This window comes from Micromonospora sp. WMMD1128 (assembly GCF_027497235.1).
Classification (GTDB): Bacteria; Actinomycetota; Actinomycetes; order Mycobacteriales; family Micromonosporaceae; genus Micromonospora.
In genome coordinates, this window is the sequence record NZ_CP114902.1 from 5,743,007 (window position 1) to 5,758,938 (window position 15,932).

The 15,932-nt window shown below is 70.2% G+C and carries 11 protein-coding genes; 4 read left to right on the forward strand and 7 right to left on the reverse strand.

Annotated elements, in window-relative coordinates:
* Positions 1 to 105: 105 nt before the first annotated feature.
* Both O7602_RS25730 and hydA read right to left on the reverse strand, forming a co-directional pair.
* Positions 106 to 1,719: an ABC transporter substrate-binding protein gene (locus tag O7602_RS25730; protein WP_281585184.1), complete on the reverse strand. Its 1,614-nt coding sequence runs from the start codon at positions 1,717 to 1,719 to the stop codon at positions 106 to 108.
* A gap of 136 nt (positions 1,720 to 1,855) precedes the next feature.
* On the reverse strand, positions 1,856 to 3,235 hold the full coding sequence (hydA, locus tag O7602_RS25735) for a dihydropyrimidinase (RefSeq protein ID WP_281585185.1): 1,380 nt from the start codon (positions 3,233 to 3,235) through the stop codon (positions 1,856 to 1,858).
* A gap of 268 nt (positions 3,236 to 3,503) precedes the next feature.
* On the opposite strand from hydA, the gene O7602_RS25740 reads away from it, so the two are divergent.
* The 3 genes from O7602_RS25740 (at position 3,504) to O7602_RS25750 (ending at position 6,341) form a co-directional block, all read left to right on the forward strand.
* Entirely contained in the window at positions 3,504 to 4,307 is an 804-nt protein-coding gene (locus O7602_RS25740) for a DUF4437 domain-containing protein (RefSeq protein WP_281585186.1), read from the forward strand.
* Positions 4,304 to 4,762, forward strand: a complete 459-nt coding sequence (locus tag O7602_RS25745) for a dimethylsulfonioproprionate lyase family protein (protein WP_281585187.1) — start codon at positions 4,304 to 4,306, stop codon at positions 4,760 to 4,762. Before O7602_RS25740 ends, O7602_RS25745 begins: the two co-directional genes overlap by 4 nt.
* A 97-nt stretch (positions 4,763 to 4,859) precedes the next feature.
* The gene (locus O7602_RS25750; RefSeq protein ID WP_348651343.1) at positions 4,860 to 6,341 is read left to right on the forward strand and encodes a CoA-acylating methylmalonate-semialdehyde dehydrogenase; all 1,482 of its coding nucleotides are present in this window, start codon (positions 4,860 to 4,862) and stop codon (positions 6,339 to 6,341) included.
* A gap of 29 nt (positions 6,342 to 6,370) precedes the next feature.
* On the opposite strand, the gene O7602_RS25755 is transcribed toward O7602_RS25750, so the two are convergent.
* Positions 6,371 to 9,283: a BTAD domain-containing putative transcriptional regulator gene (locus O7602_RS25755; RefSeq protein ID WP_348651299.1), complete on the reverse strand. Its 2,913-nt coding sequence runs from the start codon at positions 9,281 to 9,283 to the stop codon at positions 6,371 to 6,373.
* Between the two features lie 279 nt (positions 9,284 to 9,562).
* On the opposite strand from O7602_RS25755, the gene O7602_RS25760 reads away from it, so the two are divergent.
* Positions 9,563 to 10,708 (forward strand): hypothetical protein, encoded by a 1,146-nt coding sequence (locus O7602_RS25760; RefSeq protein ID WP_281585189.1) that lies wholly within the window; start codon positions 9,563 to 9,565, stop codon positions 10,706 to 10,708.
* Positions 10,709 to 11,033: 325 nt separating this feature from the next.
* On the opposite strand, the gene O7602_RS25765 is transcribed toward O7602_RS25760, so the two are convergent.
* The 4 genes from O7602_RS25765 to O7602_RS25780 all read right to left on the reverse strand — a co-directional run bounded on the left by O7602_RS25765 (position 11,034) and on the right by O7602_RS25780 (position 15,868).
* Positions 11,034 to 12,989 carry a tetratricopeptide repeat protein gene (locus O7602_RS25765; protein ID WP_281585190.1) on the reverse strand — a complete coding sequence of 652 codons (1,956 nt, stop codon included), beginning with the start codon at positions 12,987 to 12,989 and terminating at the stop codon, positions 11,034 to 11,036.
* Positions 12,990 to 13,235: 246 nt separating this feature from the next.
* Positions 13,236 to 13,616, reverse strand: a complete 381-nt coding sequence (locus O7602_RS25770) for a hypothetical protein (RefSeq protein ID WP_281585191.1) — start codon at positions 13,614 to 13,616, stop codon at positions 13,236 to 13,238.
* 529 nt (positions 13,617 to 14,145) lie between these two features.
* Positions 14,146 to 15,384, reverse strand: coding sequence for a hypothetical protein (locus O7602_RS25775; RefSeq protein WP_281585192.1), 1,239 nt, complete (start codon positions 15,382 to 15,384; stop codon positions 14,146 to 14,148).
* Positions 15,371 to 15,868 carry a SigE family RNA polymerase sigma factor gene (locus O7602_RS25780; RefSeq protein WP_348651300.1) on the reverse strand — a complete coding sequence of 166 codons (498 nt, stop codon included), beginning with the start codon at positions 15,866 to 15,868 and terminating at the stop codon, positions 15,371 to 15,373. The genes O7602_RS25775 and O7602_RS25780 overlap by 14 nt, the downstream gene beginning before the upstream one ends.
* Positions 15,869 to 15,932 lie beyond the last annotated feature (64 nt).

The following is a 15,932-nucleotide window of genomic DNA, read 5'->3' on the forward strand; positions in this document are numbered from 1 at the left end:
TGCTTTCTCTCGGCTTGCCGTTTCTCCGTCGTCGCGGCGTGGTCCCCGGCCCGGGGGTGCCGACCGGGCCGGGGGGTCACCGCGCCGGTGGGGACGCCAGCGGGGTCAGGAGACGCTGATGTCGTAGTAGTTGACGTGGCCCTGGGAGTAGCTGACGAACCCGGTCACGCCCTTCTTGAAGATGTAGTACTTCTGGGAGTCGACAAGCGGGATGGCCGGCATGTCACCCACCAGGAAGTCGTTCACCTGCTTGATCAACGCATCCCGGTCGGGACCCGGCTGGGTCTCCAGGATCTTGCGGGAGAGCTCGTCGACGGTCGAGGAGCTGTAGTTCTGCAGGTTGGTCAGCCCACCGGTGGAGTAGAAGACCTGCAGGTAGTAGGCGGGGTCGGGCACCAGCGGGGTGCTGGTGGCCAGCCAGCTCTGAAGCTTGCCCTCACGCTTGGCGGTGTCGAAGTCCGCGCCGGAGGCGACGTTGTTGAGCTTGACCTCGATGCCGACCTTGGCCAGTTGCGAGCGCAGCAGGACGGCGACCTGCTCGCTGTGCGCCCCGACGTTCGCCGCGTTGTAGGCCAGCTCCATCGGGAAGCCGTTGGGCAGACCGGCCTCGGCCAGCAGTTGCTTGGCCCGGTCGAGGTTCTGGGCGAAGGGCTGGCTGGCCGCCGGGGCGCCGAAGTCGTCGTGGATGAAGTCGTTCGAGGGCGTCGCATAGCCCTGGTACGCGGAGTCGACGATCGCCTTGCGGTCGACGGCGTAGGAGATGGCCTCGCGGACCCGCTTGTCGTCGAAGGGCTCGGCCTTGAGGTTGGGCACCAGCACGTCGATGTTGGGGTAGAGCACCCGTTCCAGCCGGGCCTGGTCGCTTTCCTCAAGTGAGGAGAGCTGGTCGAAGGTCATCGCGGTGGCGATGTCGACCTGCCCGCTCTGGGCCAGCTGGAGTCGGTTGGAGGTGTCGGCGACGGCGCGGACCACCACGTCGGTGACCTTGGGCTTGCCCCGGAAGTAGTTCTCGTTCGCGGAGAGCCGGACCTCCTTGCCCGGGTCGAACGAGCGCACCTGGTACGGCCCGAAGGTGGCGGTGTTCTCCCCCAGCCACTTGTAGGCGTACGGGTCGTCGGCGGTGGCGTGCTTCTTGGCCTCCACCGAGTCGTACATGGTCATGAAGAAGGTGCTCAGGATCGACACGCTCACCGCGTTGGGCTTGGCGACGTTGATGGTGAAGTTCTTGTCGTCGGTGACGGTGATCGGGTTGGCGGTGTCCCAGCCGCCGATGCCCATCAGGATCTTGGCGATCGGTACGCCGGTGCTGTTGACCATCCGGTCGACCGACCACTTCACGTCCGCGGAGGTGATCGGGTTGCCGAACTGGCTCTTGGCGTCGCGCAGCGTGAACGACATCTTCTTGCCGCCGTCGTCGAGCTTCCAGGACTCGGCGAGCTCGGGCTCGATCTGGTCCGGCGTCTGGAGTTTCGTCGCGCCGGCCTCGGGCTTCTTGAAGCGCACCAGGGTCCCGGCGGTGTTGGGGAGCAGGTCGATCGAGATGAAACCCTGATAGCGCTCGGAGTCGAGACTCGACAGGACTCCGGGCGCGGCGATCGTCAGCGCCTGGCCGGCGCCGGCGTCTGACTTCTCCGCATCGTCGGCGCCGCAGGCCGCGAGAGCCAGGCTCGCCACGGCGAGCACTGCCACGGCCCGCACCCGCACGGAACGCATTCCCATGCCGACACCTCCATATTGTGTGCAAGCTTGAATATGTCTAGCGCAACGAACCTGGTAAAGCGGATAACACGAGCGATGCTTGTATACAAATTTGGCCCTGTCAAGGCTCCATGCAGTCAGAACCCGAGCCCGGCGCTCACGCCGGGCGACGGGCCAGGAACCGACCGGCGTCCGGCCGGCCGACGAATCGCCCACGACGGGCGATCAGCTCCCCCCGCAGGTAGACCGCCTCGATCCGGCCGGGCACGTGCCACCGTTCGAACGGCGTGTAGTCACAGTTCTGCGTCATCGTCTGGGCGAGCACCACCGAGGCCGCCTCCGGGTCGAGCACGACCAGGTCGGCGTCGGCGCCCCGCCTGATGACCCCCTTGGTCGGGTACAGCCCGAACCGGCGGGCCGGCTCGGTGCAGGCCACCTCGACGAAGCGCGGCAGACTCAGCCGCCCGGGGCGTACGCCGTGGCCGTAGAGCAGTGGCACCCGGTGTTCGATGCCCGGCGCCCCGTTGGGGATCCGGCGGAAGTCCTCGGCTCCCAGGCTCTTCTGCCCGGCCATGCAGAACGGGCAGTGATCCGAGCTGACCACCCCGAGGGTGCCCTCCCGCAGCCCCTGCCAGAGCGCCTCCCGATGCTCGGCGGTGCGCAGCGGCGGGCTGACGACGTACTTGGCCGCCTCGAACCCGGGCTGGTGGTAGAGGTCGGCGTCGAGCAGGAGGTAGTGCGTGCAGGTCTCGCCCGCGACCGGCCGGCCCGCCCGCTGGGCCTCGGCCACGGCGGCGACCGCGCCCGCGGTGGACAGGTGCACGAAGTACAACGGGGCGTCGGCCAGGTCAGCGAGCATGATCGCGCGCCGCACCGCCTCCACCTCGGTCTGGGGTGGCCGCGACAGCAGGTGCGCCAGCGGTCCGGTACGGCCGGCCCGGACCAGCCGCTCGGCGAGGACATCGATGACGTGACCGTTCTCGGCGTGCACGCAGAGCGTGGCGCCGAGGCGGGACGACTCGGTGAGGATGGAGAACAGCTCCGCGTCGTCGAGCATCGCCAGGCCCTTGTAGGCCATGAACACCTTGAAGCTGGTCACGCCGTCGGCCACCGCGAGCGCCATGTCCGCCACCAGGTCCGGGTAGGGCGAGGTGACGGCCAGGTGGAAGCTGAAGTCGATGGCGGACCGACCGCCGGCCCGCCCGGCCCACCGGGCCAGCACCTCGGGCAGGCGCTCGCCGGCGCGCTGGAAGGCGTAGTCGACGTACGTCGTGGTGCCGCCCACGGCGGCGGCCCGACTGGCCGAGGCATGGTCGTCGGAGGTGATCGCCCCCATGAACGGCGTATCCATATGTGTATGCACATCGACGCCACCGGGGATGACGATCTTTCCGCGGACGTCGACCTTCTCGATATCCGCCGATGCGGGAATCCGGCCGACACTCTCGATGCGCCCCGAGTCCACGAGCAGGTCAGCCCGGTGGACGCCGTCCTCGGTGACCACCGTGCCTCCGACGAGACCGAACCTTCGCGGCATCTCTTCCCCGTTCAGTGCAGATGAGGAAACGCGAGTGACAGGCAGGCTAGGCAGTGGACCGTATACAACTCGATGGGGACGGCACAAGGAGTCGACCCGACCCCGTACCGACGCCGACGGGCCTGGTCACCATCCCGACCAGCCGCCTTCTTGCATACATAACGCTCCGCTGCGCTCAGTAGATGCAGTGGAACCCGCTGCTCAGTCCGGTAGGTTCGCCTGACACCCCTAGACGGGCTCCGCCAGATTACATACAATCTGGCGCAACGTGAAGGAGGTCGCCGTGACTCATACCGGCAAGCGACGGGTCACCATCGAGCAGGTACCCCAGCGGGTGTGGCGGGCACCGGACCTGCCCTTCGGACTACTCGTGCGGGAGATCAACGCCGACCCCGAGACCGGCGCGCAGACGCTCGTCGTCGACGTCCCGCCCGGCTGGCAGATGCCCGAGCACTGGAACAGCGCCGACATCGAGCTCCTGGTCCGCGACGGCGACCTGTCCATCGCCGGACGCCAGTGCCGGCGCGGGCACTACCTCTTCCTGCCCACCGGCACCGGGATCGGCCCGGTCTCCTCGACCGAGGGCGCCACGTTGATCTTCTGGACGGACTCGCCGTTCGAGGTACGCACGGACGAACGGCCCCCGCCGTCGAAGCCGCTCGGCGAGACCGTCGACCTGTTCGACAAGGCCAACTGGCTGCCCGTCCAGGAGGCGTTCGCAGGAGTGACCGACACCAGCAGCCACGGCGACCTCGAGGTCCCCACCCAGTGCATCAGGTTGCGCAAGGTCGAGGAGACCGGCAAGGACACCATCCTGTTCGTCCTGCCGCGCAACTTCGCCAAGACCGCGCTGGAGTTCCACCACAGCACGGAGGAGATCTTCTTCCTCGGCGGCTGGTGCGCCACCGACCCGGAGCACGTCTACCGCACCGGGGAATACCTGTGCTGGGAGCCGGGCGTCATCCACGGCGTGGTCACCGGCTGGGATGCCATCTGCCTGTCCAAGCACCACGGCCCGCTGACCAGCCCACAGATCCCGCTCGGGGCGACGAGCGTGGACGCCGAGCGGTGACGGCGCTGCCCGGCCGTGGCCGCCGGATCGCCGCCGCCGACGCCGGAGCGGGCGTCGCACGCCCGGCGTTCGTCGTGCACCGCGACGAGCTGGCCTACGAGCTGATCTCCAGCCTCAACCACAACGCCGACGACGAGGGGCTCGTGCACCGCCTCGTCGACCGGCAGCTCACCGGCGACCCGGACTGCGAGTTCCTCACCGGGGTCTACCGCATGGAGCCCGGCATGACCCACCCGCTGCACCTGCACGCCGACTCGGCCGAGTTCTACTACGTGCTGTCCGGCACCGCGCTGTTCCGGGTGGCCGACGAGGAGTTCGAGGCGGGCGCCGGCACCGCGATGTACATCCCCGCCGGTGTCGCCCACGCCATCTCCACCGGCGGCGGGCACGACATGGAGTTGCTCTACTCCTTCAGCACCCCGGACCTGAGCGGGATCGGCACCCGGTGGTTGTAGCCGCCGCGGACGGACCCGGCACGGAACAGGCCAACCGCAGGAACGGATCCGGCGACGCGCGGCGCGTCGGCTGACGAAGGGAACTACGGTGCGCAGCATCGAGCACTGGATCGCCGGGGCGCCCGTCACCGGCACCGACTACGCCACCGTGCACCAGCCCGCGACCGGGCAGCCCCAGGCCCGGGTCGCGGTCGGTGGGCCGGCCGAGGTCGACCTGGCCGTCGCGGCGGCGGCCCGGGCCTACGAGTCGTGGAGCGAGATGTCGCTGTCCCGGCGGACCAAGGTCCTGTTCCGGATGCGGGACCTGGTGGAACGGCACGAGGACGAGCTGGCCCGGCTGGTCACCGCCGAACACGGCAAGACCGTCGAGGACGCCCGGGGCGAGGTGATCCGGGGCCGAGAGGTCATCGAGTTCGCCTGCGGCATCCCGCAACTGGTCAAGGGCGCCTACTCCGACCAGGTCTCCACCGGCGTGGACTCGTACTCGCTGCGCGCCCCGCTCGGGGTCTGCGCCGGCATCACCCCGTTCAACTTCCCGGTCATGGTGCCGATGTGGATGCACCCGATCGCCATCGCCTGCGGCAACACCTTCGTGCTCAAGCCCAGCGAGCGCGACCCGTCGGCGGCCAACCTGGTCGCGCAGCTCTACGCCGACGCCGGCCTGCCCGACGGGGTCTTCAACGTGGTGCACGGCGGCAAGGCTGCCGTCGACGCGCTGCTCGACCACCCGGACGTGGCGGCGGTGTCGTTCGTCGGCTCCACCCCGATCGCCAGGTACGTGCACGAGCGCGCCGCCACCTCCGGCAAGCGGGTCCAGGCCCTCGGCGGGGCGAAGAACCACGCCGTGGTGCTGCCCGACGCCGACCTGGCCGACGCGGCGCGGCAGATCACCTCCGCGGCGTACGGCTCGGCCGGGCAACGGTGCATGGCGATCTCCGCGGTCGTGGCGGTCGGCCCGGCCGGCGACGAGCTGGTCGAGCTGCTGGACAAGGAAGCCTCGACGATCGTGGTGGGCCCCGGCGACCAGGAGTCCGCCCAGATGGGACCGGTCGTCACCGCCGAGGCCCGCGAGCGGGTCATCAGCAGCGTCGACGAGGCGCAGCGGGCCGGGGCCACGGTCGTCGTCGACGGCCGCGGGCTGCGGGTGGACGGACACGACGGCGGATACTTCGTCGGCCCGTGCCTGCTCGACCGGGTGACCCCGCAGATGTCCGCGTACCAGCAGGAGATCTTCGGACCGGTCCTGGTGGTGCTGCGGGCGCAGAGCCTGGACGAGGCCGTGGCGATCATCAACGCGAACCCGTTCGGCAACGGCACCGCGCTGTTCACCTCCGGCGGCGCGGCGGCCCGCCGCTTCGTCCGGGGCGTCACCGTCGGCATGATCGGCGTCAACGTCCCGCTGCCGGTGCCGATGGCCTACCACTCCTTCGGCGGCTGGAAGGCGTCCCTCTTCGGCGACACCCACATCCACGGCCCGGAGGGGGTGGCGTTCTACACCCGGGGAAAGGTCGTCACCAGCCGGTGGCCGGGCGGCACCGAGACGTTCCGCTCGGACTTCCACTTCCCCACCGCCACCTGAGGCGAGCACGACCCGGTCGGGCAGCGCCGTCACCGATCCTGGTGGGCGTGGTACGCGGAGATCCGCTCCCGAATGGCCAGCCGCTGCGGATCGTCGGTGTCGTCGAGCAGGTCGAGGGCCTCCCGGCCCCGACGGAGAGCGTTGTCGTGGTCGCCGACGGCGCAGAGAGCCTCCGCCAGTACGGCGAGGGCACGCGCCTGACGTAGCGGGTCGGCCAGTTCGTCGCCGATCGCCCGGGCGAGGGTGGCGTCGGCCAGCACGTCACGGTGCCGCCCCAGGCGGAGTTGGGCCTCGGCCGAGATGATGAGGGCGTCGCACCGGATCGTGTCGTCGGTGACCCGGTCGTGCAGGTCCAGAGCGGCGCGGCCGAGGTCGAGCGCGGTCTCGGGGTGGCCCGTGTCGAGGCTCAGTTCGGCGAGCCGAACGTGGTGGAGGCTCCGGCCCCGAAGCGAGCCGATCCGGTCCCAGATGGCGAGTGCCTGCTGGTAGAGAAGACGGGCCTGGTCGTACCGTCCGAGCTGGCGGTGGGCGTCACCGAGGTGGTAAAGCGTGTACGCCTCACCTGTCGCGTTCTCGGCCGCGCGACAGTCGGTCAGGACCTCCTCGAAGGTCTCGATGGCGGTGGTGGTCGCCCCGGTCCGTAGGTGCACGGAGGCGAGATTGTGCCGGCAGGCCGTCTGCAACTCGGCGAAGCCGTTCTCCTCGGCGAGACGCAGAGCCTCGGCGAACAGTCGGCCGGCGCGGTGATAGTCGTGGGTGGTGAAGTAGGTGGCCCCGAGGTTGACGAGGGTGCCCGCCCGGCCCGGGTCGTGACCGTCGGCAGTCGCGGCGTCGAGTGCGATGCGCAACATCTCCCGCATGTCCTCCTGACTTCCGGAGCGGTCGAAGACCTCGTGGACCGTGTCGACGGTCTGCCAGGCATGCCTGTGGAACCCCTCCACCGCCGCGCTGCGGACCAGGTTGAGCACGTTGGTCCGCTCCGTCTCGAACCATCGCAGGGCGGCGCCGTCCGAGGTGAACGTCATGGGTGGCACCACGCCCGGCTCGGGCAGGTCGGGCACGGGTGCACGGGTGGGCTCCAGGATGGCGACGGCGTTGACCGCCGTGAGCAGGTACCAGTCCAACAGCCGGCGCAGTGCCGCTCGCCGCTGCTCGGCGGGCTCCTCCGCCCGGGCCCGGTCGGCGGCGTACCGGCGTAGCAGATCATGCATCCGATATCGGCGGACGGTGTCGTGGCTGACCAGGTGGGCGCGGGCGAGCCGGTCGAGGGCCCGCTCGGCACCGGCGACGTCCACCGCCAGCATCGCCGCCGCGGCCTCCGCTCCGATGGTGCCGCCCGGAAAGAGGCCGAGGCCCAGGAAGAGCCGAGTGGGTATCGGAGCGAGCGCGTTGACCGACCAGGCGAAGACAGTCCGAAGGGTCATCTCATCGGTGTCGTCGCCCTCGATGTCGAGTAGTCGACCGGTGAGTTCGTCGGCGAGGTCGCCGAGTCGTGCCTGGGGCCGGGAGACCACGTGCTCGCCGATGACCCGTAACGCCAGCGGCAGACCGCCCGACAGCCAGGCCAGCGTCTCCAGTGCCGCGGGTTCGGCGTCGGTGCGTTCGGGTCCGATGATGCGGCCGAGCATGTGGTGTCGTTCCAGGTGCGACAGGGGTGCGACGGTGAGGCTGCGGATGCCGTGCCGAACACTCAACCCGCGGAGTCGATTGCGGCTGATCACCACTGTGAGGCTGGTGTCGGAGCGGGGCAGGAGCTGCTGCGCCTGGTCGGAGTCGACGACGTTGTCCAGCACGACGAGCATGTTCCGCCCGTCCATCAGCCGGTGGTACAGCTCGACGCGTCGATGGGCGTCGGCGGGCACCCGATCCGCCGGGACACCGAGGGCGACGAGAAAGCGGTGCAGCGCTTCCTGCGTGTCTACGGGCGGTACCGGGCCGTGTGCTTCGGCGTTGAGATAGAGCTGTCCGTCGGGGAACCACCCCTGCCTGCGATGTCCCCAGTGCCCGGCGAGGGTGGTCTTGCCCACTCCGGGCATCCCGGTCAACACCACCACCTTCGAAGTGCTCTCGCCGGCGGCGAGGGCGTCCAGCTCGTCCAGTAGGCCGCGGTGCCCGGTGTAGTCGGGCACGTCGTTCGGCAACTGCCGGGGCACCGGTACCGCCGCGCCCTCGGCGGTGAGGTGGTTCCCGGCGGACGTGCCGGGCAGGAGATCCGCGATGGTGAGCACCGGATCGGCTCGCATCGCACGGCGGTAGCGGCGGCGGTAGGCGGCGAGGAAGTCCCGCGCGTCGTAGGTGCGCCCGGCCGCATGCAGTGCGGTGATCCACAGCCTTGCCAGGCCCTCGTCGAGTGGGTTCTCGATCAGCAACGGTTCCAGCCGAGCCAGCACCCGGTTGTGCTGACCGATGGCCAACTCGCTTTCCGCCAGCATTTTCACTGCGCTGAATTGCCTTTCGCGCATATCCCGTCGAAGGTGTTCGCACCGCGCCCCGCGCAGGTCCGCGAGCGGATCTCCCCGCCACAGCTCGTCCGCTTTGGTGAGCAGGGCGACGCACCGGTCATGCTGATTTCGGTCGACCGCCTTCCTCGCCTCGGCGGCCAACCGCAGGAATCGGTGGTAATCCACCAGATCGGGATCGATGGCCAGCCGGTAGGCGCCGGTCCCGGGCACTCGAACCAGGGAGTCCTGCAGGTCGACCACCCTCAGGGCGGCCCGCAGACGACTGGCCAGTGTGTAGAGCAGCGGGCGGCGAGCATCGACAGCCGAGTCCTGCCACAGAAATTCCACGATCGTCTCCACCCGCACCGGATTGTCGGCGTGATAGAGAAGGACGGCGAGCAGGCCGCGCTGCTTTGCCGCACCCAGCGGGATCGACCGCCCCTCGACCGTAAGCTTCGTGGGACCCAGAATCGCGAACTCCATCAGCTCCGCCCCCACCATTCTTGATCGACATGTGCCTATTTCATTCTCGTTCCAGCGGTCAAGGGCTTCAAACCCTCCTCCGCGGAATCAAAAATCAGACACCCCACTTCCCAGCCTTCTGCAAGCCCGCTGCAAGGCGACCGGCAAGCTGATCCGCAACCGGCTCTTCGACGCTGAATCCCGCCGACATTCAATGCTGGAGGGACACCAATGACGTCGCTGGAATGGTCATCCACCCCCGTTGGCATCGACGCCCACCGCTGGGCAACCCGGTCGGGCTGCCGGACGGTGCTCGTCGTGGCGCACACCATCGCGAGCTGCCGGCGGCTCCTGGACGTGATCGAGTACGTCGAGAGCGACCCGAGGGTGCAGCTGGTCTTCACGGTGGCGCCGGACGTCTTCAACCATCAGGTGAAGCGATTCCTCGACCGGCTGGGCGCTCTCGTCCTCCCCTGGCACCAGGCCGTCCGGGAACGGTTCGATCTGGGTCTCGCCGCCGCCCACGGCGGACTCCACCACCTGCACGCGCCTCTGCTCCTGATGGCCCACGGCGCCGGGCACGGCAAACGGGTACGCCCCGGACCGCACGGCGGACCGGTGCTCGCCGAGCCGCCGGTGTACGGTCTCGACGCGCAGCGACTGACCCATGGTGGGCGGGTCCTCCCGACGGCCCTCGCCCTCTCCCACGATCACGAGTTGGAGGTGCTGCGCCGGCAGTGCCCGGAGGCGGTCGAGGCCGCCGTGGTGGTCGGCGACCCCTGCGCCGATCGGCTCGTCGCCAGCCTCCCCCGGCGGCGGGACTACCGGCGGGGCCTGGGGCTGGGCGAGCGGGAGAAACTCGTCGTGGTCTCCTCCACCTGGGGCCGGGACGGCGTCTTCGGACGGTGGCCCGACCTGCTTCCGCGGTTGATGACGCAGCTCCCGGCGGGCCGGTACCGGATCGCCGCGCTGCTGCACCCGGCGGTCTGGGACGCCCACGGACACCGCCAGATCCGCGCCTGGCTCCGGGACTGCCTCGACGTCGGGCTGCTGCTGTCCGACCCGACCGAGGACTGGCGCGGCCCGGTGGTCGCCGCCGACCACGTCATCGGTGACCACGGCTCCGTCACCGCGTACGCCGCCGCCATCGGACGTCCGACCCTGCTGCTACCCGCGCTGCGGTCGGTGCCGGCCGCCGGCACGCCTCAGCACCTGCTGGCCGCGGGCGCCAACCGCCTGGATCCGCGCCGGCCGATTCCTCCCCAGCTCTCCCTCATCACGGGAGTCGACGAGCAGGCGGTGATGGCCGCGCTGACCAGCCGTCCGGGGGAGGCCGGCGTGTTGTTGCGGCGCACCATGTACCGCCTGCTCCAGCTGACCGAGCCCGGCCGGCACCGACAGTCAGGCCCCGTGCCGGTGCCGAGCCTCGACCGTCGGGAGGCCCGGCATGACCTCGCCGGCTGAGCCCGTCGTCGTGGCACTGTCGGCCGGTGGGCAGGCGCCGCGCCCGGCCCGGTTGGCCGACATCGTCGTGGCCATCGTCGACGGCGACGACCCGGCCGAGGTCGGTGCGGGCCTGCTGACGGCGTATCCCGGGCTGGCCCTCGCAGTCGTCGGCACCCCGGCGGGGGAGGTCGCCGTCGGGGTGCGCGGCGATCCGCCGCTTCGCCTCGGCCGGTTGGCCGCACCCGGCCGGCTGACGATCGGGCTGCTCACCGTCACGGGTCGGCTGCTCCACCGCCGGTGGGTCACCGGAACCCTGCGCCACCGGCGCACCCGCGCGGAGGTGCTATCGCTCGTCCGCGTCGCCACCCAACTCGTCCAGCCGGCGGAGCACGTCGGGCAGCCGAGGCGCGGCGAGTGCGGCGAAGACGCTGGCGGCCTCCCGGTAGTGTCGTCGTGCGGTCTCGTCGTCGCCGCGCCGATGGGCGATGCGGCCGAGCAGGAACACCGCCTCTGCCCGTTCACTGTCGGCGCCGAGTCCGGCCATCCGGCGTACCGCCTCGGTTGCCGACTCCTCGGCGGTGCCCAGGTCGTCGGTGCCGAGGCGGGCATCGGCCAGGCCGATCAGCACCCGGGCGGCGTTGTAGGGGTCGACCTCGGACAGCTCGGCGAAGATCTGCCCGGCCTCCACCAACAGCGGTAGCGCTTCGGCCGGCCGGCCGGTCCGGGTCCGGAGCATGCCCAGGTTGAGACAGGACAGGCCCACACTCCGGACGTTCGGCAGCGTCCGCCGTCCGGCGAGGACCCGGGTGTACGCCTCCGCCGCCAGTTCCTCCCGGCCGGTATCGGCATAGAGGGTGGCCAGCCCCTCCTCGGCGTCTATGACGCCCTGGGCGTCGCCCACCTGCCGATACCTGTCGACCGCCGCCCGACCATGTCGCTCGGCCGCGTCATGGTCGCCGAGGCGGCTGTACGCCCGACCCAGCCGCTTGAGCATGACTGCCTCGGCCCACACGTTGCCCCAGGCCCGGGCGGCCAGCACCCCGCGCTCGTCGATCGCCAGCCGGTCCTCGTAGCCCTTGAAATAGAGCAGGAGTGGCCAGACCACGTCGCTGAGCTGCCAAGCCAACTCGTGGAGGCCCAGGTCGAAGGCGACCCGGCCGGCCTCCAGCAGGTTGCTCCGCTCCCGATCCAGCCAACCGAGGGCGGCAGCCCGGTCGGCGAACTCCGGTGGCCCGTCCAGGTCCTGTTGATAGGCGTACGGCAACCGTCGCCGGTAAGGGGTCACCACGAGATCCGCCCGACGGGCGGCGGCGAGGTAGAACTCCAGCATCGTGCGCACCGCCGCCAGCCGGTCGTCGGGCCGATCATGCTGCTCCGACATCTCCCGCGCGTACAGCCGGAGCAGATCGTGGTAGCGGAAGCGTTCCTCGGCCACCTCCTCCACCAGGTTCGCGTCCAGCAACTCCCCCACCACGGCGCCCACCCGGGCCCCGTCGGCGCCGGCCACCGCCGCGACCAGATCCATCCCGAACTCCGCCCCCGGGTGCAGAGCCAACCTCCGGTACAACATCGACGCCTCCGGCGTCAGCGCCTCGTACGAGAACTGGAACGTCGTCCGGACCGACAAACCGTCCACCACCGAAAGCCGGGTCAACCGCTGCGCCTCGTCGGCCAGCTCGGCGACCATCCGTCGTACTGTCAACTTGGGACGGGAAGCGAGCCGTCCCGCGGCCACGACGAGCGCGATGGGCAGACCGCCGCAGATGCCCGCCAGTTCCTCGGCCGGCGCGAACTCGCGGAGAATCCGCTCCCGGCCGACGGCCCGCCCCAACAGTTCCACCGCCTCCGGGGCCGGCAACGGACCCACCTCGACCAGGCGGGCGCCGTCGGGCAGCAACCCGGTCAGTCGCCGGCGGCTGGTCACCACGACCACCGCCGACGCCGACGCCGGCAGCAGCGCTCTGACCTGAGCCGCCGAGAACGCGTCGTCGAGGACCACCAGCAGGGACCTGTCCGCGGTCACCGTGCGGTAGAGGGTGACCTGTTCGGCCAGGTGCGGGGGAATCCGGTCCGGGGCAACCCCCAGGGCCCGGAGGAAGGCGGACAGCACCACGCCCGGGTCCAGAGGCTCGGTGCCGCTGAACCCCCGCAGGTCCGCATAGAGCTGCCCGTCCGCGAAACGGTCCAGCCTGCCGTGCGCCCACTGCCTCGCCAGTGCCGACTTTCCCACGCCGCCCGGACCGAACAGAACGGCGACGAGGTTTCCCCGCTCGGCGAGATACCCGTCCAGCGCGCACATCTCGCTGGTTCTGTTGGTGAAGTTCGGCGACGGTGCCGGTAGCTGCCGGGGGATCGGAGAACGGTCGACGGGAGCACCACCGAAATGCACGCCGCCGTGGATGACACCGGCCTGGACGCTCAATCCGGACACGTTCCCGGACTGTTCGTTCGACGTACCGGACGGCATCGTTCGCTCGGTTCCGCTGGAATCCGTTCCCAATCGCCGCGCCCCAACCCGCCCGCCGCACGTCCGACCCGGCCGGACCTAGAAGTTGATGTCCCCCTGTATGTCGCGCGCCTGCACGACCTTGCCGGCCGTCCCGCTGAAGTGGTTGACCACCTGGCCCTGGACCGCTACGACGCCTGTCCTCGCCAGCCTGCGCCACTCGTCGTCGAGGGCGGCGGCGAAGTTCGGGTCCCGGGCCATCACGTCCGCCAACGCTGAGGCGAGCGCGGCGTGCCGCCAACGCTCCTGCGGATGGGTGATCGCGGCGTCGAGCACCGCCGACTCTCGCGTCCCCGATCCGAATCGGCCGCGGACCAGACTGAACAGCGAACCGATCGCGCTCCGGGCGCCGACACCGAGCGCCTCCGCACCCTTGGTCGCCAGTGCGGTCGCGACAGCGAGGACGATCTGGTCATCCATGCACGGCCTCCCACGAACCACGACTCACATAGACGCTTCGCATTGCCGTTACCGGTGAGCCTAACGCCAGAGCGCACCCGGCAAGGGGCTCCCGCAGTCGACACAGATCGCTAGAATCGCTGCCATCCCCCGCATGTCATTTAAAAAATACACTTAATGGTACATAAAAGATACGTCCCAGAATGCGAAATCCGCTCGCACCCAATGTCGATCATGGGTACGGTGCCTCATGCAATTGATAAGCTTGCTTCAGGGCGCTGTCGACATCGCCCCCTCGTTACCCGTCCACCTCTTGGAACCGCTCGCCGACTCCGCGCTCACGATGCTCAGTTCCTGCGTGACGGGTTGGGATGACGCCGCGATGTCGACCCAGTGGTTCAAGTGGGTGGCCTTCCCGACGATGATCTAACGCACGGCTCGTCCACCCGTAACGCGTGCGCCGTCGGCGGCCGGCCACCCGAGTCGACCACAGATGGGCGGTGCCGGCACCTGTCGAGGTGCCGGCACCGCCTCGTTCCAGGAGACCGTGTCAGGGCCGCAGGGCATCCTCCGCGGCGGTCCAGGTCGACTCGTCCCCGACGTCGGCGACCGTGATCCCCCTGGCGATCTTCTCCAGCTCGGCCCGCCGCAGCTTGTTGTCGGAGCCCGTGGCGCTGACCTGGAGGACGACCTTGCCGTCGGCGCTCCAGATGTTGCAGAAGTCCCCGACCGACAGGCCGGCCTCCCGGACGCGACGGCGGTCCACCTCGTAGCACTTCGTCGCGCCCGGCTCCGGCGACTGGTTCGCGCTGGTGCTCGGTGTGAGGAAGATGTGGAACCCGTCGGTGATGACGCCCCTGGTCGCGTCGTAGGGCGCGGTCAGACCGGCGGTGGGCAGGGCCGGCCGGGTGTACGTGGCGCCGCCGTAGTCACCTTCGCGGGCCGTGGCGACCCCGACGAGACCGGGCATGGCGTGGGTGCCGGTCTGGAGCGGCAGGTAGCCGTCCGGCACATAGCCGACCGTGAACGGCACCAGGGCCGGCTTCGGACGGCTGGGTTTCAGGCCCTGGACCAGGCCACCCAGGTCCTCGAAGCTCGGCGTGGCCGCGTCGCCGGAGAACGAGGTGACCGCCGCCCAGGCGTTGTCGGCGTACTCCCAGGCGAACAGCTTGTTGCGCTCGTCCACCGGCTTGCTCGGGTCGAGGTCGACCGGCAGCGTAGCCCGCACGGCCCGGTGCCCGGCCACGGTGATGTTCGTGCCGCCGGAGACCCCGGCGGGGTCGAAGACGCCCGGCCGGTAGACGGTCAGGTACGCCCACAGCGACGGCTTCCCCCCGGCCTTCTTCTTCCGCTCGACGATGTTGCCCTGCGCCTCGGCCTCCTCCGCCGTCTGGGGCTTGTCGTTGGAGGTGTGCTTGTCGGAGTAGACGGAGGCGATCTGGTAGCCGGTGGACGTGACGATCGGGTCCTGCACGTGCAGCGTGCCGGCGTCGTACCCGCGGAAGGTGAAGGCGAACGGCGCGGCGTCGGGCCAGCCGGCGTCGACGGCCCTCGGCGGTGCCGCGCCGGCCGGGGCCGGCGTGGCCGAGGTGTCCCGCTCGCCGACCAGGGCCGGCAACAGGAACGCGCCGGTGACCGCGACCACGACGAGCCCGGCCGCGCCGGCCGACGCGAACCCGGCGCGGCGACGCCGCTGCGCCCGCCGCCCGGCCGCGACGATGTCGTCGGCGGTACGGGTCATCGGCGGCTCGCCGTCCGTCACGGCGTCCACGAACTCACGCAACTGCATTTGTCCACTCCTCCATCGGCTTCCCGGTGAGATTGACGTGTTCGCCGCCGAGCGACTCGCGCAGCTTCGCCAGGCCACGGGAGACCTGGCTCTTGGCCGTGCCCACCGTGCAGTCGAGGACGCGGGCCGTGTCCTCCAGGCTCAGGTCCAGGTAGTGCCGGAGCACCACCGCGGCCCGCTGCCGGGCCGGCACGGCGTCGAGCGCCGCCCGTAGGCGCATCCGCTCGTCGGTCCCGCCGGCCGGGTCCCGGAGCGCGACGTCGGGCATGGCGTCGCCGGCCGACCGCTCACGCCGCCAGGGGCGGCGGGTCTCGTCGACCGCGGCCCGATAGACCATGGTCTTGACGTACAGATCGGGCCGTTCCAGCTTCCGCCACCGCGGATAGAGCTTGACCAGCGCGTTGGCCACGGCGTCCTCCGCCGTGTGCCAGTCGCCGCAGGTCATGTACGCCAGCTTCCGCAGCGACGCCATCTGTGACGTCACGAACTCGCGGAATGCTTGCTCGTCTTCGGCTCTCACGTCGCCTGCCTCCTCGTGACGGAGGTAG

Excerpts from the sequence above, each read along its gene's own strand:
- O7602_RS25755 (WP_348651299.1), bottom strand. The coding sequence starts at position 9,283 with ATGGTGGGGGCGGAGCTGATGGAGTTCGCGATTCTGGGTCCCACGAAG.
- hydA (WP_281585185.1), bottom strand. The coding sequence starts at position 3,235 with ATGCCGCGAAGGTTCGGTCTCGTCGGAGGCACGGTGGTCACCGAGGAC.
- O7602_RS25765 (WP_281585190.1), bottom strand. The coding sequence starts at position 12,989 with ATGTGCGCGCTGGACGGGTATCTCGCCGAGCGGGGAAACCTCGTCGCC.
- O7602_RS25770 (WP_281585191.1), bottom strand. The coding sequence starts at position 13,616 with ATGGATGACCAGATCGTCCTCGCTGTCGCGACCGCACTGGCGACCAAG.
- O7602_RS25730 (WP_281585184.1), bottom strand. The coding sequence starts at position 1,719 with ATGGGAATGCGTTCCGTGCGGGTGCGGGCCGTGGCAGTGCTCGCCGTG.
- O7602_RS25775 (WP_281585192.1), bottom strand. The coding sequence starts at position 15,384 with ATGCAGTTGCGTGAGTTCGTGGACGCCGTGACGGACGGCGAGCCGCCG.